The organism is Pseudomonas sp. TWI628 (genome assembly GCF_039673865.1).
Lineage (GTDB): Bacteria > Pseudomonadota > Gammaproteobacteria > Pseudomonadales > Pseudomonadaceae > Aquipseudomonas.
Genome location: NZ_JBDJMM010000003.1, coordinates 229,143 through 247,312 on the forward strand (window position 1 = coordinate 229,143; position 18,170 = coordinate 247,312).

Sequence of the window (18,170 nt, forward strand, 5' to 3'; positions counted from 1 at the left end):
ATTGGCCAATAATTGATTGATCGGGACTGAATAAACTGGGAGGCCATCAACCGGAGCCACCCAATGTCTGCTTACGAAACAACCGCACAGGTTGCTTCCTCTTCCAGAAGCGCAGCAATCAGCATCGCGATCCTGGCTTTTTCCGCCTTTCTCATCGTTACCACTGAATTCCTGATCGTGGGGCTGCTTCCCGCGCTGGCCAGGGACCTGAACATTTCGATTGCCGTTGCCGGGCAACTGGTGACGCTGTTTGCCTTCACCGTGATGATCTTCGGTCCGCCCCTGACGGCGGCGCTGTCGCACCTGGAGCGGAAAAAACTGTTTATCGGCATCTTGCTGCTGTTCGCCGCAGCCAACGCGGCTGCCGCTGCTTCGAGCAGTTTCTGGGTGCTTGCCGTGGCCCGCGTGGTGCCGGCTTTGGCTTTGCCCGTGTTCTGGGGCACGGCCAGTGAAACTGCCGGGCAACTGGCCGGGCCGCAACGGGCGGGACGGGCTGTTTCAAGGGTTTACCTGGGGATTTCGGCAGCCATGCTGCTGGGCATTCCACTGGGTACTGTGGCGGCCAATGCGCTCGGCTGGAGAGGGGCATTCTGGCTGCTCGCCGGGCTGTCGTTGATCATGGCTGTGGCCATGTGGGTCTTCATGCCGAGCGTGGCGCGCACGGCCAAGGTGGATTTCCTCAAGCAGGCACGCATCTTCAAGGAGCCCTGTTTCCTGGCCAACGTGCTGCTTTCGGTGGTGGTGTTCAGTGCCATGTTCATCGCCTACACCTACCTGGCCGACATCCTCGAACGTGTCGTGGGCGTGGCCCCGGCCGATGTTGGCTGGTGGATGATGGGCTTTGGCGCGATTGGCCTGGTGGGTAACTGGATGGGCGGCAGGGCCGTCGACCGTTCGCCGATCAAAGCCACCATCGGCTTCCTCGCGCTGCTTGCCCTGGGCATGGCGGCGGCCGTTCCGCTGGCTCAGGGGGGCTGGTTGTTCTGCATTGCGCTCGGGCTGTGGGGCATCGCCAATACTGCGCTTTACCCGGTCAGCCAGGTGCGGGTCATGCAGTCGGTCAACCATGCACAGGCGCTGGCGGGTACCAGCAATGTCTCGGCGGCCAATGCCGGCATTGGCGTGGGGGCCATCGTCGGCGGCATGACCGTGTCGAACCTGGGCATCGGCTACCTCGGCTATGTGGCCGCTGCCGTTGCGGTGCTTGCGCTGCTGCTGGCGCTGGTCATTCGCAACCTCGCGCCGGAGCGTTAGGGCTGGCAGCTGTCGCCTGGCCGGCTGCCATGGGGCGCCAGCCGTGGTAGCAAGTAGTCCAGCAGGGCGCGGACCTTGGGCTGGTTCTCACGGCTTTTCAGCCAGACCAGGTTCATCGGCAGGCCGTCCGTTGCCAGCTCAGGCAGCACTTCGACCAGCGTGCCCTGGTCGATGTGCCGCTGGGTCAGCCAGGTTGGTAGCTGGCCGATGCCATGCCCAGCGAGCACAGCGGCCACTTCACCTTCGCCATCGCCGACGGCGATGCGCGCCTGTGGCGTACGCCGCTCCATCTCTCCCGGCTGGCGGCCTTTGAAGAACCACGGGCTGACCTGGCCGTCGCCGTGCCCATAGCCGACACAGTGATGCTGATCGAGATCACGCGCGCTTTGCGGGGCACCCTGCTGTGCAAGGTAGCCGGGTGCGGCACAGAAGATCAGGCGCTGGGCGCCGAAAAACTGGTGGCCCAGGCTGGCTGGCCAGGCATCCGGGCCGCCGATGCGCACGACGATGTCGATGCCTTCGTGTTGTGGGTCGATAAAGCGGTCGGTATACGAAATGTGCGGTTGCAGCAGTGGATGCTGGTGGATGAAATCCAGAATCAGCGGCAGCACGTGCAAGCGGCCGTACGAGGCCGGCAGGTCTATCCGCACCTTGCCGTGAGGCTCGTCGCCCTCGGCGCTGAGCGCATGCTCTACCTGCTCCAGGTCGGCCAGTACCGAGGTACAGGTGCGGTAGAAAGTGATACCTGCCTCGGTCAGCGCCAGGGTGCGGGTGGTACGGTTGAACAGTCGTACCCCAAGACGTTCCTCGAGGCGCGCCACCCCCTTGCTCACCGCAGATCCTGTGAGGTTCAACCGTTCGGCCGCGGCAGTGAAACTGCCCAGGTCAGCGACGGCGACGAACACGTCGAGCCCCTTCAGCCGTCCCGATGAAAACATTCCTTTCTCCCTTTGAGCACCAATGCAACAGGATACCGCCAGTCGGGGCCTTTGCGATGGATCGTCGACTGGCACCGCTTCCAAAGCCGAGGTGATGGCGGTAGCCTCGGGAGACCTTCGCCGATAGAAATTCCATTCCCATGCCTGCAGGTTTCCCCGGGTTGCCGTCACTCAATGCACTGCGTGTGTTCGAAGTGGTGGCGCGTCAGTTGAACTTCCGCCTCGCCGCCGAGGAGCTGGGCGTGACCCAGGCGGCCGTGGCCCAGCAGGTGCGCGGGCTGGAAGCCAGCCTGCAGGTGCGCCTGTTCGAGCGCCTGCCACGGGGCGTTGGCCTGACCGATGCCGGGCGTGGCTATGCAGCGAGCATCCGCAGCGCCCTGGGGATGATCGATGAAGCCACCCGGTTGCTGCGCCCGGCGCCGTCCCAGCTTACGGTCAGCGTGACGCCTACCTTTGCTTCGAAGTGGCTGATTCCAAGGCTTGGTCACTTCGCCGAGGCCCACCCCGACATCGATCTGCGCCTGCTGGCCACCGACCGCCTCGCGCATTTCCATACCGATGGCGTCGACATCGCCGTACGCTACGGTCAGCCGCCGTTCGGCGGCGGGTTGAACGTGGAGTTGCTGATGGAGCAACGTATCGTCGCGGTGGCGAGCCCGGCATTGTTGGCTGAAATGGGCAAGCCAGAGAGCTTTGCCGCGCTGCAACGTTATGTCGCCTTGCACGACGGGCACAACTTCTGGCCGCAATTCACGGCCGCCTACTTCCCTGATCATCCGCAGCCGACGTCGAAGAGTGTGCGCTTCAATCAGACAGCGCTGGCCATTGATGCCGCCATAGGCGGGCAGGGCATTACCCTTGCCAGCCATGCCTTCGTCAAGGACGACATCGCTGCGGGCAGGCTGGAGCAAGTGTTCCCCCAGCAGCTGCGGCTGGACAAGGCGTTCTACCTGGTATGGCCCCGCAAGGCGCAGGAGGCGCCAGCGCTGGGCCTTGTCAGAGCGTGGCTCAAAAGCCAGGTAGGCGATAGTTAATCTACTGTCTTTTCAAACATTGCCTGCCTCCCTGGCCCAGCAAGCGGCTGCTAGTGTGATGACACTTGCAACAGCACAGTTTCATTACCCCAGGAGGCAACATGGCTGTAGAAAAAGTGGCAATCATCACCGCCGGTGGCAGCGGCATGGGCGCAGCAGCGGCACGTCGGCTGGCCGCTGACGGCTTCAAGGTCGGCATCCTGTCCTCATCGGGCAAGGGCGAGGCGCTGGCCGCCGAGCTGGGTGGCATCGGCGTCACCGGCAGCAACCAGTCGGTCGAGGACCTGCAGCGCCTGGTGGATGCCGTGGTCGAGAAATGGGGGCGCATCGACGTGCTGGTCAACAGCGCCGGCCATGGCCCGCGCGCGCCGATCCTGGAGATCAGCGACGAAGACTGGCACAAGGGCATGGACACCTACCTGCTGAATGTCATCCGGCCGACGCGGCTGGTGACGCCTTACATGCAAAAGCAGAAGGGTGGGGTGATCATCAACATCTCCACCGCGTGGGCTTTTGAGCCTGTTGACCTGTTCCCCACATCGGCGGTGTTCCGCTCGGGCCTGGCCGCCTTCACCAAGATTTTCGCCGACAATTTTGCCGGCGATAACGTGCGCATCAACAACGTGCTCCCCGGCTGGATCGACAGCTTGCCGGCCACTGAGCAGCGCCGCGACAGCGTACCGCTCAAGCGTTACGGCACCCGCGAGGAGATCGCCGCCACCATCGCCTTCCTTGCCAGCGACGGTGCTGCTTACATCACCGGGCAGAACATCAGGGTCGATGGCGGCGTCACGCGCAGCGTCTGAGCAGGTTATTGGGGGAGGCCAGCAGGGGTTCGGCGCGCCGTTTTCAGCGCTTTCGAGATCGAGCGCTGCATGCCTTGCGGCCTACACTTAAAGACCCAAATGCCAATTTTACGTTTTGCGACAATTTTTTTACATTTGTCGTTATAACGTTACGCCGCTCGTCGCCGGTGGCCGTCAGCTCACTCGGCTCTAGACGTGCGAAGCCTGGTATTTCCTGGAGTCTTAATGAGAGTCGATCTAGACACTGAGGCCGCCGACCTAGACGGTTACCCCCGTTTTCAGCGTGCGCTGGTCCATGCACGCAAGTTGAGGCTGCTGATGTACCTGGCGCTGGCGGCTGCTGCGCTGCTCGTGCTTTTCCAAGGGCTGATTGGCGTATTCAGCCCTGCCTCTTACTGGCTGGTTTTGCTCGCCGTCAACGCCGCCGTGCTGCTGCTGTTGGCCGGCGCCGCCCAGTCGGCCTGGCAGGTTGCCAGCTGGCGCGCGACTGCCATGGGCCAGGTGCCGGCCCCACTGCTGTTCTGGCGCACGGCCGGCGTAACCGCCGAGCCGGAGTCGCTCAGCCGCTTCGATCGCTGGTGCCGGGACATGACAGATGCCTGCCGACGGCAATGGCGCAGGCTTGGCTCAGAAACCCCCTGGCTGATTGGCCTGGCGTGCCTGGCACTGCTGCTGGTCAACGGGGCCTGGCGCTTCGACTTGCCGATACCGACGGTAGCAGGGCAGGTGACCTGGGTTGCCATCGGCCTGTTGGCCGTTTTTGCGTTCTGCCTGGTCGTGCTCGAACGCCACCTGATGGCTGAAAGCGAGGCGACCTGGCCCGAGGCCACGGCGCTTGCCGCCACGGTGCGGCTGGTCATCGCGGTGCAGGTGCTGACCATTGCCTGTCTGGTCTGGGTTGACGGCGAGCGGCTGTGGCCGGCCCGCCTGGCGGTGCTGATCGGCCTGCTGCCAGGCCTGGCCGCGCTCGAACTGCTGATACGGGCAGTGCTGGCGATGTTCCGCCCCTCGCGCCCAGGCGAAGAGCCAGCGCTTGTGGCGCGCAGCCTGGCGGGCGACTTCCTGCAATGGCCACCGCGGCCATTGGCCGTGCTGCAAGACGAACTGCATGAGCGCCTGGGCATCGACCTGCGCCAGGTCTGGGCCTTCGCCTTCATGCGCCGGGCGTTCCTGCCGGTGGCGGCGCTGGTGGCGCTGGTCGGTTGGCTGCTGACCGGCATCGTCGAGGTACCGACCAACAATCGCGGGGTCTACGAGCGCTTTGGCAACCCCGTGGCGGTGTATCCGCCAGGCCTGCATGTCGGTTTGCCCTGGCCGTTTGGCAAGGTGTTGCAGGTGGACAACAGCACCATCCATGAACTGGCAACCACGACGGCCGAGGGTGTCAGCGAACCGCTGGCGGCTGCCGACGGTGCGCCGCCGGCAACCGCCAACCGCCTGTGGGACGCCACGCACCTGAGCGAGAATTCGCAGGTGATTGCCGGGGCCGATGGCGGGCGCCAGGGCTTCCAGATCGTCAATATGGATGTGCGCTTCATCTACCGCATCGGCCTGAGCGACGCGGCCGCCCTGGCGGCGGCCTATCACACGGCCAATGTCGAGCAACTATTGCGCAGCGTCGCCAACCGCGTGCTGGTCCACGATTTTGCCGGTCGCTCGCTGGATGGCCTGCTGGGTGCCGAGCGTGCCGAGCTCGGCCGTGACATCGGCCGTGCGGTGCAGGCCGACCTCGACCGCATGGATACCGGGGTGGAACTGCTGGCGACTTCGGTGGAGGCCATCCACCCGCCAGCCGGTGCGGCCAATGCCTACCATGCCGTGCAGGCCGCGCAGATCACCGCCCAGGCGCTGGTCGCCCGTGACCGTGGGCACGCCGCGCAGAAACTTGACGAGGCTCGCCAGAACGCTACGTCGGCGACCGACAAGGCCATGGCCGAAGCCCATGAAACCCAGACCAAAGCCGACACCGCCGCGCTGCGCTTCGACGCCGAGCATACCGCCTGGCTGCATGCCGGCCAGGCGTTCATCCTCGAACAGTACCTGGAGCGGCTGGCCCAAGGCATGGCGCACGCGAGCAGCCTGATCATCGATCACCGGCTGGCGGCGAACCAGGCGCCGACCCTGGACCTGCGTAGCTTTGCCGCACCCATCGACCCTTCGCAAGCGAAACCCGCATCCGGCCGTACCCAGGAGCGTAACCAGTGAGTTCCCATACTGCACAGGGTCATGACCATGACCACGAACACAATCATGACCATCATCACGACCACGATCATGCCGATAACCATGACCGTGCCCGGCCCGCCTGGCTGCGTGTCGGGGTCGCGCTGCTGCTGGTCCTGATCATGGCCGCGACGGCCTGTCTGGTACAGGTGCGTGTCGGCGAAGCCACGGTCATCACGCGCTTCGGCAACCCGTCGCGGGTGCTGATCGAGCCCGGGCTCAACTGGCGTTGGCCCGTGCCGTTCGAGGCCGCGGTACCGGTCGACCTGCGCCTGCGCACCACGTCCAGCGGGCTGCAGGATGTCGGCACGCGGGATGGCCTGCGCATCATCGTCCAGGCCTATGTCGCCTGGCAGGTGGCGGCCGATCCGCAGAGCATCCAGCTGTTCATGCGCGCGGTGCAGAACCAGCCCGACGAGGCGGCGCGGCAGATCCGCACCCTGGTGGGCTCGGCCCTGGAAACCACGGCCAGCGGTTTCGAACTGGCCGACCTGGTCAACGTCGATGCCAGCCGAGTGCGCATCGATGGCTTCGAGCAGCGCCTGCGTGAGCAGATCGAGCAGCAACTGATCAACAGCTATGGGGTGCGCGTGGTGCAAGTGGGCATCGAGCGCCTGACCCTGCCCAAGGTCACCCTCGAAGCCACCGTTGACCGTATGCGCGCCGAACGCGAGACCATTGCCACCGAGCGCACGGCCGAAGGCAAGCGCAAGGCGGCCGAGATCCAGTCGGCCGCCGAGCGTGATGCCCGCATCATGCAGGCCGATGCCAGCGTCAAGGCCGCGCAGATCCAGGCGCAATCGCAGGTGCAGGCGGCGGACATCTACGCCAAGGCCTATGCCGGTGCGCCGCAGCTCTACACCTTGCTGCGGTCGCTCGACACCCTCGGCTCGGTCATCAACCCCGGTACCAAGCTGGTGTTGCGCACCGACGCGGCACCGTTCCGCGCTCTGGTAGAGGGGCCTGTGCTGCCGGCGGGGGCTGACCATGGCCAGCCGTGAGCCGTTGTCGGCCAGGCTGCCCGCCGGCCCCTGGCTGCAAGCGGGGCGTATCGGCTTCCTGGCGCTGTATGGGGTGGCGCTGTTGGCGGCGGTGGGCTGGCTGTTTGGCAATGTGCGTCAGATAGGCCCGGAAAACCGTGCCGTTGTGTTGCGCCTGGGGGCCGAGGAGCGCATCCAGAACGCAGGTTTGTTGCTGGCCTGGCCTGAGCCCTTCGAGCAGGTGGTGATGCTGCCCTCGGCAGCGCGGGTCACCGAACGCCGGGTGGGATTGCTGCTGCGCTCGGAGCTTGCGCAGAAAGCCGACAAGGACGGCACGCTGGCCAGCGATGCCACGGCGGGCTCCGGTTACCTGCTGACCGGCGATGCCGGGGCCGTGCAGCTGGACGTGCGGGTGTTCTACACGGTGAGTGACCCCTACGCCTATGCGCGCCAGGGGCAGCATGTAGAGCCCGCACTGGACCGCCTGGTGGAACGTAACGCCGTGCAGATCTGCGCCTCGCGCGACATGGATGCGATCCTGGTCGCACGCCCTGAGCTGGTCGGCGGTGACGCCGGGCTGGCTGACCAGCGTGAGCGGCTGCGTGGTGACCTGCAGCAAGGCATAAACGCCAGCCTGGCGCGGCTGCGTGCGGCCAGTGCCAGCCTGGGTGTCGAGGTGGTGCGGGTTGACATCCAGTCATCGCTGCCATGGTCGGCCGTCAGCGCCTTCAACGCCGTGCTCACTGCCAGCCAGCAGGCCGAGCAGGCGGTGGCCAGGGCCCGTAATGATGCCGCGCATCAACTGCAGCAGGCCACCCAGGCCGCCGACCGCACCGTGCAAGTGGCCCAGGCCGAAGCCAGCGAGCGGCTGTCCCGCGCCCAGGCCGCCACCGCGACGATCATTGGCCTGACCCAGCAACAGGATCCGCAATTGCTGCTGCGCCTCTACCGCGAGCGAGTGCCGGCGATACTGGCGCGTGCCGGGTCGGTCACCACCGTCAACAAAGATGACGCCGGGCACATGATCCTGCAGGGGCCCGCACAATGAGTTCGATGCCTTTTTCCCATTTCTGGAGCTGCTCGCGATGAGTACTCATCATTGTGGTCACGGGCATCATCACCATGCCCACACCCACCTCACGTCCGGCCTGCTGTCCCAGGCCGAGCAGCGCACGGCCGCACGCCAGCTTAGCCTGGCGATGCTGGCCCTCGGGTTACTGGCGCTGGGCTTGGTCTGGCGCTGGCTGGCACCGACGCAAGAGGGGGTCAGCCAACTGCTGCTGGGCGGCGCCTCGCTGCTGGTGGCCGTTCCGGTGTTGCGCTCGGCCTGGTACAGCCTGCTGCACCCCAGCCTGCATGGCCTCACCGATCAACTGATCGCCCTGGCCATGCTGGGGGCCTGGGCTACTGGCGACCTGGCCACGGCGGCGCTGCTGCCGATCATCATGATCTTCGGCCACATGCTCGAAGAGCGCAGTGTGCTGGGTTCGCAAGAGGCCATTGCCGCGCTGGGGCAGCTGACCCGCAGCCATGCGCGGCTGATCGACGCCGATGGCCAGGTGCGCGAGGTCAATAACGCCAGCCTCAAGCCAGGCGACCAGGTCGAGGTGCGCGCCGGTGACCGTGTGCCAGCCGACGGCCGCGTCCTGCAGGGCCAGGCCAGCCTGGATACCGCGCCGATCACTGGCGAGGCAGTACCGCTTGAGGTGGCCAGCGGCATGGACATCCATGGTGGCTCGATCAACCTGGACGGGTTGCTGCGGGTAGAGGTGACCCGTGTTGGCGATGACTCCACCCTGGGCAAGGTCATCGCCCTGATGCAGCGCGCCGAACAAGCCAAACCGCCCATCACCCGGCTGCTCGAACGCCACGCCGGGCGCTACCTGGTGCTGGTCTTGCTGATTGCCGCCGTGACCTGGTTCATCACCCGCGATGCCCAGGCCATGCTGGCCGTGCTGGTGGCTGCCTGCCCCTGTGCGCTGGTGCTGTCGGCGCCGGCGACGGCGGTGGCGGGGATTGCCGTCGCTGCCCGGCATGGCATCCTGATTCGCGGTTCGGCCTTCCTCGAAGAACTGGCCGACTTGTCTTCACTGGTGATCGACAAGACGGGCACACTGACCTACGGCGACCTGCGTCTGCGCAGCGTGGTCAGCACTGCGGCGGCAGTGCCCCAGGCCGAAATCGTCAACCTTGCGGCCAGCCTCGGCGCCGCCAGCAGCCACCCGGTCAGCCGGGCCCTGGCGGCGCTGGTGCCCCATGAGCAGCACCTGGCCTTGCTGGATATCCACGAACGCCAGGGCTTTGGTGTGGTGGCGCACACGGCCGAGGGTGAAGCGGCACTGGGGCGCCCGGAACTGTTCCGCCAGCTGGGCATGCCGGTGCCACCCGTGCCCGAGCATGACGGCCCGATTGCCGGCCTGGCGCTGAACGGGCAGTTCCTCGCCTGGCTGCTGCTGGCCGACAACGTGCGGGCCGAGTCTGCCGAGGCCATGCAGCAGTTGCGCGAGCTCGGCCTGCAGCGCCAGTTGCTGCTGACCGGTGACCGCAGCCGTGTCGCCGAAGCCATTGCCGAGCAGGTTGGCATGACGCGTGTGGTGGCCGAAGCGCTGCCAGAGGACAAGATGCATCACGTCAACCAGGAACTGCAGCTGGGCTTCCGCCCGTTGGTGGTGGGCGATGGCATCAATGACTCGCTGGCCCTGAAGGCCGGTGTGGTCGGGGTGGCCATGGGCGCCAACGGTGCCGACATTGCCCTGGCCGCAGCGGATATCGTGCTGATCAACGGCGACCTGCGGCGCCTGGCCACCTGTATCCGCCTTAGCCGCCAGTGCCGACGCACACTCCAGGTGAATGTGCTGATCGGCCTGGGTTGGACCTTGGCGATTGTCGTTGCCGCCGCATTCGGCCTGCTGGGGGCGGCGGGCGCCATGATCGCCGCGCTGCTGCACAACCTCAGCACGCTGTTGGTGCTGACCAACGCGGGGCGCCTGTTGCGCTATGACGAACGGCTCGGGCAGAGCAACCCAGTGCCGGTGCTGCAGCCCTAGCGCGAGGCGTGCGGCAACAACAACCGTTCGATTACCGAACACAAGCCGCATTGGCGCACTCAAGCCTGCGGCGGCAACTCCGATAGCTGCTGACCCACCGTCGAAACCTCGACCAGAAGTGGCGTCTACAAGCACAAAAGGAGTACCGCCCGCATGTTTGCCGACCTGAAGATCCGTACCGGAATGTTCTGGGTGCTGTTGCTGTTCAGCCTGACCTTGCTGTTTTCAACCGTCAGTGCCTGGCGGGCGGCGCTGGGCAGCGACCAGCAGATCACCGAACTCGACCAGACCGCGCACCAGTCGGACCGGCTGAACAATGCGCTGCTGATGGCCATCCGCGCCAGTGCCAACGTGTCTTCGGGGTTCATCGAGCAACTGGGCGGCCACGATGAGAGTGCAAACAAGCGCATGGCGATGTCGGTCGAGCTGAACGACAAGAGCCAGAAGCTGGTCGACGAGTTCGTCGACAACGTACGCGAGCCGGCGCTGCACGCAGTGGCCAGCGAGCTGCAAGCCACCTTCGGCGAGTACGCCAAGGCGGTGGCCGGGCAGCGCGAAGCCACGCGCCAACGCTCGCTGGAGCAGTACTTCAAGGTCAACACCGATGCCGGCAATGCCATGGGCCGGCTGCAGGCGCTGCGCCAGCAACTGGTCGCAGCCTTGAGCGAGCGCGGGCAGCAGATCATGCAGGAATCCGACCGTCGCCTGGAGCATGCGCAACAGCTGAGCCTGGGACTGTTGGCCGTGACACTGCTGCTCGCCGGCCTGTGCTGGGCCTTTATCGCCCAGCGTGTGCTGCACCCGTTGCGCGAAGCTGGCCAGCATTTCCAGCGCATCGCCAGTGGCGACCTGAGCGTGCCGGTGCAGGCTCAGCAACGCAACGAGATCGGCCAGCTGTTCCATGAGCTGGAGCGCATGCAGCAGAGCCAGCGCGATACCCTGGGCAAGATCAGCAGCTGCACCCGGCAGCTGGCCGAGGCGGCGGGTGCACTGAACACGATTACCGAAGAAGGCGCCAACAACCTGCGCCAGCAAGGTCAGGAGCTGGAGCAGGCGGCCACCGCCGTTACCGAAATGACCACGGCGGTGGAGGAGGTCGCCCGCAATGCCGTCACGACCTCCCAGGCGACCCAGGAGTCCAATCAGCTGGCAGAGCAAAGCCGTCAGCAAGTCAGCGAAAACATCGACGGCACCCAGGCCATGACCCGCGAGATCCAGACCAGCAGCGGCCATCTTGAGCAGTTGGTGGGGCAGGTCCGGGATATCGGCAAGGTGCTTGAGGTGATCCGCTCGGTGTCCGAGCAGACCAACCTGCTGGCACTCAACGCGGCCATCGAGGCGGCCCGCGCCGGCGATGCCGGGCGTGGCTTTGCCGTGGTGGCCGATGAGGTGCGCACGCTCGCCTACCGCACCCAGGCCTCGACCCAGGAAATCGAGCAGATGATCGGCCGCGTGCAGCAAGGTACCGAGGCGGCGGTCGCCTCGATGCAGGCCAGCACCAGCCGCGCTCAGTCGACACTCGACGTCACCTTGGCTTCAGGCCAGTTGCTGGAAGGCATCTACAGCGCCATCGGCGAGATCAACGAGCGCAACCTGGTGATCGCCAGCGCAGCCGAGGAACAGGCCCAGGTAGCGCGCGAGGTGGACCGCAACCTGCTGAACATCCGCGAGCTGTCCAGCCAGTCGGCGGTGGGTGCCCAGCAGACCAGCGTGGCCAGCCAGGCGTTGTCAGGGTTGGTCGGGGAGATGACGGCGCTGGTGGGGCGGTTCAGGGTCTGAAGCTTAGTTTTCCTTGCCCAGCACGTAGCGGTCGAACTGCTCGATGTACTCATCGACGTTGTCTTCCAGCATCATCCGGTACTGTTCGCTGAAGTACTTCAGGATTTCTTCGCGGGCGGCGGCCATTTCGGCGCCGGACTTGAAGTTGCGGGCGCTGAGCCAGGCACTGAAGCGGCTGGCGGCAAAGGTCATCGAGGCGCTGACCTTGCCGATGTCGGCGAGTGTGTCGAGTTGCTGGTTGGCCAGGTCGATATGCGCATCGGCGCGGTCGTAGAATGCCTGGTCGGTGGCTTGGGTCATGGCGGGGTACCTGTGTGGGCCGGTCGTGCGGGGCGCAAAGCATGCCACAGCGGCTACCTCACCGGCAGCAATTAACGGCGCAGGTTTACCCAAGCGCGGAACGGCGCCGCTTCTTGCGGTACATGTCGCCATCGGCGCAGTTGAGCAGGGTATCGATGTCGGCGCCGTCGGCCGGGTAGCAGGCCACGCCGATGCTGCAGGACGGCATGGGCAGCGCACGCGGCCCGCTGGCCAGTGGCGCTGCCATGGCGGTGAGGATCTGGGCCATTTTTTCGGTTACCGCGCCTGCCGCGCTCAAGCCGGTCAGCAGCACGGTGAACTCGTCGCCGCCCATGCGCGCCACCGTGTCCTGCTGGCCGACACAGTCCTCCAGGCGGCGTGCAACGGCGCACAGCACCTGGTCACCGATGGCATGCCCGTGCACATCGTTGATGCCCTTGAAGTCATTGATGTCCAGGAACAGCAGTGCAAATGGGCGCTCCTGGCGCAAGGCGCTGGCCAGCCGCTCGTTGAACAGCGAGCGGTTGCACAGCCGGGTCAGCGGGTCGTGGTGGGCGAGGAAGCGCAACTCCAGCTCGGCCTGGGTGAGCGCTGTGACATTGCGCGCCACGCCGATGCGCGCGCCCACCTCTTCGGACCAGAAGGCCGACCAGAGAATGTGCACCACGCCACCGTCCTTGCGCAGGTAGCGGTTGCGGAAGTCACTGTGGGGCTGGCCGTTCATCACCCGGATGATCGAAGCCCGTGTGGCTTCCAGGTCTTCGGGGTGCATGTAGCGGGTGATCGGGGTGCCGATCAGCTCGTCGGCGCGGTAGCCGAGCAGTGCCTCGCAGGCATTGCTGACGAACACGATGGTGTTGTGCCGGTCGACCACGAACACGGTGTCCAGCATCAGCTGGATCAGCTTGGGGTAAAGTGCTTGCAGGTCAACGGGCATAGGGGCTTCCGGTGCATCGGGCTCGGGCGTGGCCAGCATACACAGTGCCGGGCAGGTTCCACCAGCAGCCATTCAAACAGATATACTCCGCGGTCGTTTTAAGCATTCAGGAGTCGTTCATGCAGCAGGTTCTGCTCATCGTTGATGTCCAATCCACCTTCAGCCCCCCCGAATGGCTGGTGGACGGGATTCGTCTGTTGTCAGCGAGGATTCCGTCGATCGCCTCGGTGGAATTGCACGATGAGCAGGTGACGCCGTTCCAGCGCCAGCTCGGCTGGCACCCGGCAGCCGAGGACGAGTGCCTGGTCGAGGTGGACCAGGTGTTCATCAAGCATGGCTATGGCCAGACCGCCGAGGCCATCGCCCACATTCGCCAACTGGGCGTGGAGCGCGTGCTGGTGTGCGGCATGCAGACTGAAACCTGTGTGCTGGCGGCAGGCTTTGCGCTGTTTGATGCCGGGCTCTGCCCAACCCTGGTGACCGACCTGACCGTCGGCTCATCGCTGGACCGCTCCGGCAAGTTGGGCACCGACCTCTGGAAGCACCACTTCGGCAACGTGACCACCCGGGCCGAGGTAATGGCCGAGGTCGCGCAGTCGGGCGGCTGAGAAAACCGCGAAAAGCCAGCGCGCATCGTTTAGCATGGGGGCGCCGATGCACCTGGCCCCTCCCTTGTCGAAATGCTCTAGCTCCCCATGACTGCCTTTTACCTCAAGTTTCTCATCACCCCCACGCTCATGCTGGCCATCTCGTTGGCAGCCAAGCGCTGGGGCACGCAAATCGGCGGGCTGCTCTCCGGTCTGCCGGTCACTTCCGCCTTGGTCGTGCTGTTCCTGAGCCTTGAACAGGGCCCAGGCTTTGCCTTGCAGGCAGTGCCCGGGGCATTGGCCGGCCTGGCGGCGGTGCAGGCGACCTACCTGTTCTACTACCAGGTGACGCGACGGATCGGTGCATTCCCCGGTTGCATCGCCGCGCTGGCGGTTTACGCGGCCATGGCTGCGTTGATGAGCCACCTGGGCTGGGTAGCGTTGTCGGTGGTGGTTACCCTGGCGCTGCTCACCCTGATCATTGTCGTCAGCTCGCAACCGGCACCCACCAGCACCGCCAAGGTGGTGCAGCTGCCGCGTTGGGTGATCCCGATGCGCATGCTCACGGCCACCGCGCTGCTGCTGGCGATCACCGCCAGCGCCGAATGGCTGGGGCCGGTGGCCAGCGGCCTGCTGGCGCCGATCCCGGTGATCGCCTGGCCCCTGGCGGTGTTCGCCCATGTTCAGGGCGGGCACCACGAGCTGGGCGCGATTGTGCGCGGTAACGCCATTGGTGGTGTGGGCGTGTTGGGGTTCTACCTGACGCTGAACAGCTTCATCGCGCAGTGGGGCACCGTGCCGTCCATCGCCGCTGCCGTGGTGTTGGCGGTGGTTGCCACCTTCACGCTGGCCAAACTGCTGGACCGCCGCCGGGCGTAATCGTCACGGTTCATTGCACAGCCCGACAGCGGCCGGGTGCTGCACATCGCTGAGCTGCCGGGCACAACTGGCCGCCAGCGCTTAGCGGCGGTAGTAGCGGTGGTCATCATGGTAGTGGTGGGCGCGTTCGTTGCGGCGTTCCCAGTCGCGGCGGCGCTCGGCCTCACGACGCGCCTCTTCCCGACGCCATTGGGCCCGGCGCCATTCCTCGCGGCGGCGGTCCTCGCTGTGGTAGTGCCAGCGGCCGTCGCGCCAGTAACGGTCATCATCATGGGCGAGCAGCGGTCCGGATTGGCCATCGGCGATGCTGGCCAGGTTCGGCCACGGGCTCTGGGCGGGCTTGGCCGGCGCCTGAACATTGCTTTCAGTGGCCAAGGCCGCATGCGTGGCGTGCATGGGCGTTGCGGTTGCAGAGCCCATGGCCACCAGGGCGAACAGGCCGGCGAAGAGGATTCTCGGGATATGGCGTTTCATGAGCGTAGGCAACCCCCAGGTTGTCATTGAACATGCGGTTGCGCGGCGCCGTAAGGCTGCGCCCACCGCGAGCTTGAGCATGTCCAGATAGACAAGTTGCCGTGGAAAAGTTCAGGCCGTTCAGCGCTTTAGCTGCAACCGTGGGTGCTGTAGCGCTGCTTCCTTGAGCACTTGCCTAAAGCAGGTCCCAGCCCAGCATCCGGTTGATGGCCGACGTGAATACCGCAGTCATGGCATCGAGTATGTCTTCGGCCAGTTGCAGCGTGATAATGGCCAGGGCGCGAAGTTGTAGGCGCGCAACGATCTTGCGGTCCTCCAGGAAGGTGCGGGCTGCGGCATGATCCAGTGCGCCCGCTTCCAGCTGACGCTTCAGAAAGCGCGCATCGTTGGCCATGCCCCGACCGAGCATTTCCACACAGGCCTGGAGCCTTGGCCAATCGTTTCGAATAATGCCTCGTGCTGCAGTGATCGCCTCTGCGGTGACACGATCGAAGTCGACACCGTTGATAAGGTTGCTCATCGATTGTCCCCTGTCGCACGGTGCTTGGAAGTTTCGGCAGACTGGATGGCCAGTATCCCGTCAAAGAGTGTGTTGTTACGCGCTTGCCAGGTGGCCTTGTACAGAATTTGCTGGCTGGCCTGACGGTGCTCGCCTTGCCATTTGACGACCAGGCACTTGAGGTCGATGTAATTGCGTGTGGTCAGGTCTGCGTCGGGAAAGTCGCGCTGCAGCGCGTCGCACTGTGTGCTGAGGCCTTGCTGCAGCAATCGCTCGACGCCGGCCTGCAACTGCTTGCCGGGTGTACTCAGCGTTCCAGTGTTGGCCAGTGAGCGCAGGATGAGGGCATTGCTTTCGATCACAAGCTGCTCGTAGGCCGCTTGGAATTGGCTGTAATGCCCAGGGTGCGGGTTGACGTGCTGAGCCGACAACGCTGCCAGTTGCTGCAGGTTTGCAGGGCTTGATTGCTCCCCCTTGGACAACAGGCTGGCTGCGCTTTTGTAGAATTGCTCAGTGTTGGTATAGAGCTGCGCATCGTGCGGTTGAACCAGTTTCAGCGTGCAGCCTGCGAGCAGCGGTATGGTAAACACTGCCGAGGCCATGATTGCCTTGCTCAAGATGTTCATTCTGCGCTTCCGTGAATCGCGGTCGGCAGGGAATATAGGGAGCAGCTGGAATGAGGAACAAGTTGAAAAGGTTACAAAGCTTTCAGGATTTTGGGCGGTTTCATGCAATCAGTCCCCGGCTGAATCTGCCATGTCGCTCAGCCATACCAGTGGCCGCGTCGGGTCGTCGCTGCCCATGCGGGCGAAGGTTTGCGACTCGAGCATGGCCTTGACCTGCCCGCCGAGGGCCAGCAGCCGCTCGGCGCAGCCCGGGCCGATGCTGCCGTTGTCCTCCAGCGACAGGCCGCTCTGGCTGTGCTGGATCGCCAGGTGGTAGTGGCTGGCGTTATCGCCGCTGGCGGCGAGAATCACCGTGTAGCGTGGGCCCAGCACGCAACTGAGGCGCTGCTGCACCAGGTCGAGCAACGAGGCATGGCTGTCTTCGTGCAATGCCGAGGCCAGGGCGGAGGGGGCGAAGGGGGGCATGGGGTTACCTGCAAGGCATGTTCATATGTCTCTCAGCTTAGGCAAGGTGACTGTCAACTTGGGTTAAGCGAGGGTAAAAACCGGTAATTTGTCCGCGCCGAGTCAGAAGGTCTGCCCCAGGGAGAACTGGAAGATCTGCGTCTCGGCGTTGTCTGGCTTTTTCAGCGGTGCCGCCAGGCTGAAGCTCAGCGGCCCCATCGGGCTGTACCAGGTCACCCCCACGCCCAGCGACACCGCCAGCTGGTTCAGGTCGATGTTGCCGCAACCCTGGGTGGTGGACAGGTAACAGGTGTCGGCGTAGACGTTGCCGGCGTCGACGAACACCGAGCTGCGCAGCTGGCTCTGGTTCTTGATGAATGGCATCGGGAAGATGTATTCGGCGCCGCCGGTGACCAGGATGTTGCCGCCGAGCACGTCGGTGTCGCGGTCGGAGTAATAGGCCTGGCCGGCGCTTGAATAGGTGCCGGTGGCCGGGGTGCTGCGCGGGCCGAGGGTGCCGTCCTTGAAACCGCGTACCGAGCCCTGGCCGCCTGCGGTGTAGCTTTCGTAGAAGGGCAGGCCGTCGGTGGAGCCGTAACCGTTGCCGTAGCCCAGGGTGGTGTGCAGGCGCAGGGTGGTGTCCTTGCTCACGGGCAGGAAGGTCTGGCCGTTGTAGTCGAACTTGTAGAAGGACAGGTCGCTGCCTGGCGTGGTCGCCATCAGGGTCAGGGCCTGGGAATGGCCGCGAGTGGCCAGTACGCCTTTGTTCAGGGTCGATTCGGACCAGCCGATCGAGGCCTTGAGGTTGTTGAAGCTCTTGCCTTCGCGCTGGATGAAGTCGTAGATCTCGTCGGCGCTGTAGGTGCCCGGGTTGATGTCGTCGTGCTGCAGGGTCAGGCCGTAGGTCAGGCGCGAAGTTTCGTTGATCGGGTAGCCGAAGTTGACGCCCGCGCCGTAGCTGTTGATGGCGTAGTAGGACACGCCGTCACTGTAGTAGTCGCTATAGTCGGTGCTGCTGTAGAACAGGTTGTAACCCAGGCTTACGCCGTCTTCGGTGAAGTAAGGATTGACGAAGCCAAAGTTGTACTTGGTCTGGTACTCCGAACGGGTCAGGCCGATGGACACCTTGTTACCGGTACCGAGGAAGTTGCTCTGGCTGATCGAACCACCGAGGATCAGGCCGGCGCTCTGGGCGAAACCGACACTGGCGGTGATCGAGCCGGAGGCCTGCTCTTCGACGCTGTAGTTGACATCGACCTGGTCGTCGGTGCCTGGCACCGCCGGGGTCTCGACGTTGACTTCCTTGAAGAAGCCCAGGCGCTCAAGACGGGTCTTGGACTGGTCGATCAGGTAGGTCGAAGCC

Annotated in this window: 18 protein-coding genes; 10 read left to right on the forward strand and 8 right to left on the reverse strand. The window is 64.9% G+C overall.

Features of this window, described 5'->3' with window-relative positions; translation table 11 throughout:
• Window positions 1-63: 63 nt before the first annotated feature.
• On the forward strand, window positions 64-1,254 hold the full coding sequence (locus ABE528_RS03840; protein ID WP_346652257.1) for an MFS transporter: 1,191 nt from the start codon (window positions 64-66) through the stop codon (window positions 1,252-1,254).
• Here the strand turns inward: ABE528_RS03840 and ABE528_RS03845 are convergent.
• Window positions 1,251-2,192, reverse strand: a complete 942-nt coding sequence (locus tag ABE528_RS03845) for a LysR family transcriptional regulator (protein WP_346652258.1) — start codon at window positions 2,190-2,192, stop codon at window positions 1,251-1,253. The genes ABE528_RS03840 and ABE528_RS03845 overlap by 4 nt on opposite strands.
• Before the next feature lie 140 nt (window positions 2,193-2,332).
• On the opposite strand from ABE528_RS03845, the gene ABE528_RS03850 reads away from it, so the two are divergent.
• The 7 genes from ABE528_RS03850 (at window position 2,333) to ABE528_RS03880 (ending at window position 12,061) form a co-directional block, all read left to right on the forward strand.
• Window positions 2,333-3,226, forward strand: a complete 894-nt coding sequence (locus tag ABE528_RS03850) for a LysR substrate-binding domain-containing protein (protein WP_346652259.1) — start codon at window positions 2,333-2,335, stop codon at window positions 3,224-3,226.
• Between the two features lie 101 nt (window positions 3,227-3,327).
• The gene (locus ABE528_RS03855) at window positions 3,328-4,032 is read left to right on the forward strand and encodes an SDR family oxidoreductase (RefSeq protein ID WP_346652260.1); all 705 of its coding nucleotides are present in this window, start codon (window positions 3,328-3,330) and stop codon (window positions 4,030-4,032) included.
• A gap of 225 nt (window positions 4,033-4,257) precedes the next feature.
• Window positions 4,258-6,237 (forward strand): protease modulator HflK, encoded by a 1,980-nt coding sequence (locus ABE528_RS03860; RefSeq protein WP_346652261.1) that lies wholly within the window; start codon window positions 4,258-4,260, stop codon window positions 6,235-6,237.
• Complete coding sequence (locus ABE528_RS03865; RefSeq protein WP_346652262.1) at window positions 6,234-7,256, forward strand: protease modulator HflC; 1,023 nt, start codon at window positions 6,234-6,236, stop codon at window positions 7,254-7,256. Before ABE528_RS03860 ends, ABE528_RS03865 begins: the two co-directional genes overlap by 4 nt.
• Window positions 7,243-8,283 carry a protease modulator HflK gene (locus ABE528_RS03870; RefSeq protein ID WP_346652263.1) on the forward strand — a complete coding sequence of 347 codons (1,041 nt, stop codon included), beginning with the start codon at window positions 7,243-7,245 and terminating at the stop codon, window positions 8,281-8,283. Before ABE528_RS03865 ends, ABE528_RS03870 begins: the two co-directional genes overlap by 14 nt.
• 37 nt (window positions 8,284-8,320) lie before the next feature.
• Window positions 8,321-10,282: a heavy metal translocating P-type ATPase gene (locus ABE528_RS03875; RefSeq protein WP_346652264.1), complete on the forward strand. Its 1,962-nt coding sequence runs from the start codon at window positions 8,321-8,323 to the stop codon at window positions 10,280-10,282.
• A gap of 153 nt (window positions 10,283-10,435) precedes the next feature.
• Complete coding sequence (locus tag ABE528_RS03880) at window positions 10,436-12,061, forward strand: methyl-accepting chemotaxis protein (RefSeq protein WP_346652265.1); 1,626 nt, start codon at window positions 10,436-10,438, stop codon at window positions 12,059-12,061.
• Between the two features lie 3 nt (window positions 12,062-12,064).
• Here the strand turns inward: ABE528_RS03880 and ABE528_RS03885 are convergent, their stop codons facing one another.
• Together ABE528_RS03885 and ABE528_RS03890 are read right to left on the reverse strand one after the other, a co-directional pair.
• Entirely contained in the window at window positions 12,065-12,361 is a 297-nt protein-coding gene (locus ABE528_RS03885) for a DUF3144 domain-containing protein (RefSeq protein WP_152957757.1), read from the reverse strand.
• Between the two features lie 85 nt (window positions 12,362-12,446).
• Window positions 12,447-13,298, reverse strand: a complete 852-nt coding sequence (locus ABE528_RS03890; RefSeq protein WP_152957758.1) for a GGDEF domain-containing protein — start codon at window positions 13,296-13,298, stop codon at window positions 12,447-12,449.
• Between the two features lie 119 nt (window positions 13,299-13,417).
• Between ABE528_RS03890 and ABE528_RS03895 the strand changes: the two genes are divergently transcribed.
• Both ABE528_RS03895 and ABE528_RS03900 read left to right on the forward strand, forming a co-directional pair.
• Window positions 13,418-13,906 (forward strand): cysteine hydrolase family protein, encoded by a 489-nt coding sequence (locus ABE528_RS03895; protein ID WP_152957759.1) that lies wholly within the window; start codon window positions 13,418-13,420, stop codon window positions 13,904-13,906.
• An 87-nt stretch (window positions 13,907-13,993) separates the two neighbouring features.
• Window positions 13,994-14,764 (forward strand): hypothetical protein, encoded by a 771-nt coding sequence (locus ABE528_RS03900; protein WP_346652266.1) that lies wholly within the window; start codon window positions 13,994-13,996, stop codon window positions 14,762-14,764.
• Between the two features lie 81 nt (window positions 14,765-14,845).
• On the opposite strand, the gene ABE528_RS03905 is transcribed toward ABE528_RS03900, so the two are convergent.
• The 5 genes from ABE528_RS03905 to bamA form a co-directional block, all read right to left on the reverse strand.
• The gene (locus ABE528_RS03905; RefSeq protein WP_152957761.1) at window positions 14,846-15,238 is read right to left on the reverse strand and encodes a hypothetical protein; all 393 of its coding nucleotides are present in this window, start codon (window positions 15,236-15,238) and stop codon (window positions 14,846-14,848) included.
• A 175-nt stretch (window positions 15,239-15,413) separates the two neighbouring features.
• Window positions 15,414-15,758 carry a hypothetical protein gene (locus ABE528_RS03910; RefSeq protein WP_346652267.1) on the reverse strand — a complete coding sequence of 115 codons (345 nt, stop codon included), beginning with the start codon at window positions 15,756-15,758 and terminating at the stop codon, window positions 15,414-15,416.
• Complete coding sequence (locus ABE528_RS03915; RefSeq protein ID WP_346652268.1) at window positions 15,755-16,363, reverse strand: hypothetical protein; 609 nt, start codon at window positions 16,361-16,363, stop codon at window positions 15,755-15,757. Before ABE528_RS03915 ends, ABE528_RS03910 begins: the two co-directional genes overlap by 4 nt.
• A 108-nt stretch (window positions 16,364-16,471) precedes the next feature.
• The gene (locus tag ABE528_RS03920) at window positions 16,472-16,828 is read right to left on the reverse strand and encodes a hypothetical protein (protein WP_152957764.1); all 357 of its coding nucleotides are present in this window, start codon (window positions 16,826-16,828) and stop codon (window positions 16,472-16,474) included.
• A 102-nt stretch (window positions 16,829-16,930) separates the two neighbouring features.
• Window positions 16,931-18,170: outer membrane protein assembly factor BamA (gene bamA, locus ABE528_RS03925; protein ID WP_346652269.1), on the reverse strand; the 1,240-nt coding region annotated here is incomplete at its 5' end.

Coding starts and splice junctions, on each gene's coding strand:
- ABE528_RS03840 (WP_346652257.1), top strand. CDS start 64: ATGTCTGCTTACGAAACAACCGCACAGGTTGCTTCCTCTTCCAGAAGC.
- ABE528_RS03845 (WP_346652258.1), bottom strand. CDS start 2,192: ATGTTTTCATCGGGACGGCTGAAGGGGCTCGACGTGTTCGTCGCCGTC.
- ABE528_RS03850 (WP_346652259.1), top strand. CDS start 2,333: ATGCCTGCAGGTTTCCCCGGGTTGCCGTCACTCAATGCACTGCGTGTG.
- ABE528_RS03855 (WP_346652260.1), top strand. CDS start 3,328: ATGGCTGTAGAAAAAGTGGCAATCATCACCGCCGGTGGCAGCGGCATG.
- ABE528_RS03860 (WP_346652261.1), top strand. CDS start 4,258: ATGAGAGTCGATCTAGACACTGAGGCCGCCGACCTAGACGGTTACCCC.
- ABE528_RS03870 (WP_346652263.1), top strand. CDS start 7,243: ATGGCCAGCCGTGAGCCGTTGTCGGCCAGGCTGCCCGCCGGCCCCTGG.
- ABE528_RS03875 (WP_346652264.1), top strand. CDS start 8,321: ATGAGTACTCATCATTGTGGTCACGGGCATCATCACCATGCCCACACC.
- ABE528_RS03880 (WP_346652265.1), top strand. CDS start 10,436: ATGTTTGCCGACCTGAAGATCCGTACCGGAATGTTCTGGGTGCTGTTG.
- ABE528_RS03885 (WP_152957757.1), bottom strand. CDS start 12,361: ATGACCCAAGCCACCGACCAGGCATTCTACGACCGCGCCGATGCGCAT.
- ABE528_RS03890 (WP_152957758.1), bottom strand. CDS start 13,298: ATGCCCGTTGACCTGCAAGCACTTTACCCCAAGCTGATCCAGCTGATG.
- ABE528_RS03895 (WP_152957759.1), top strand. CDS start 13,418: ATGCAGCAGGTTCTGCTCATCGTTGATGTCCAATCCACCTTCAGCCCC.
- ABE528_RS03900 (WP_346652266.1), top strand. CDS start 13,994: ATGACTGCCTTTTACCTCAAGTTTCTCATCACCCCCACGCTCATGCTG.
- ABE528_RS03905 (WP_152957761.1), bottom strand. CDS start 15,238: ATGAAACGCCATATCCCGAGAATCCTCTTCGCCGGCCTGTTCGCCCTG.
- ABE528_RS03910 (WP_346652267.1), bottom strand. CDS start 15,758: ATGAGCAACCTTATCAACGGTGTCGACTTCGATCGTGTCACCGCAGAG.
- ABE528_RS03915 (WP_346652268.1), bottom strand. CDS start 16,363: ATGAACATCTTGAGCAAGGCAATCATGGCCTCGGCAGTGTTTACCATA.
- ABE528_RS03920 (WP_152957764.1), bottom strand. CDS start 16,828: ATGCCCCCCTTCGCCCCCTCCGCCCTGGCCTCGGCATTGCACGAAGAC.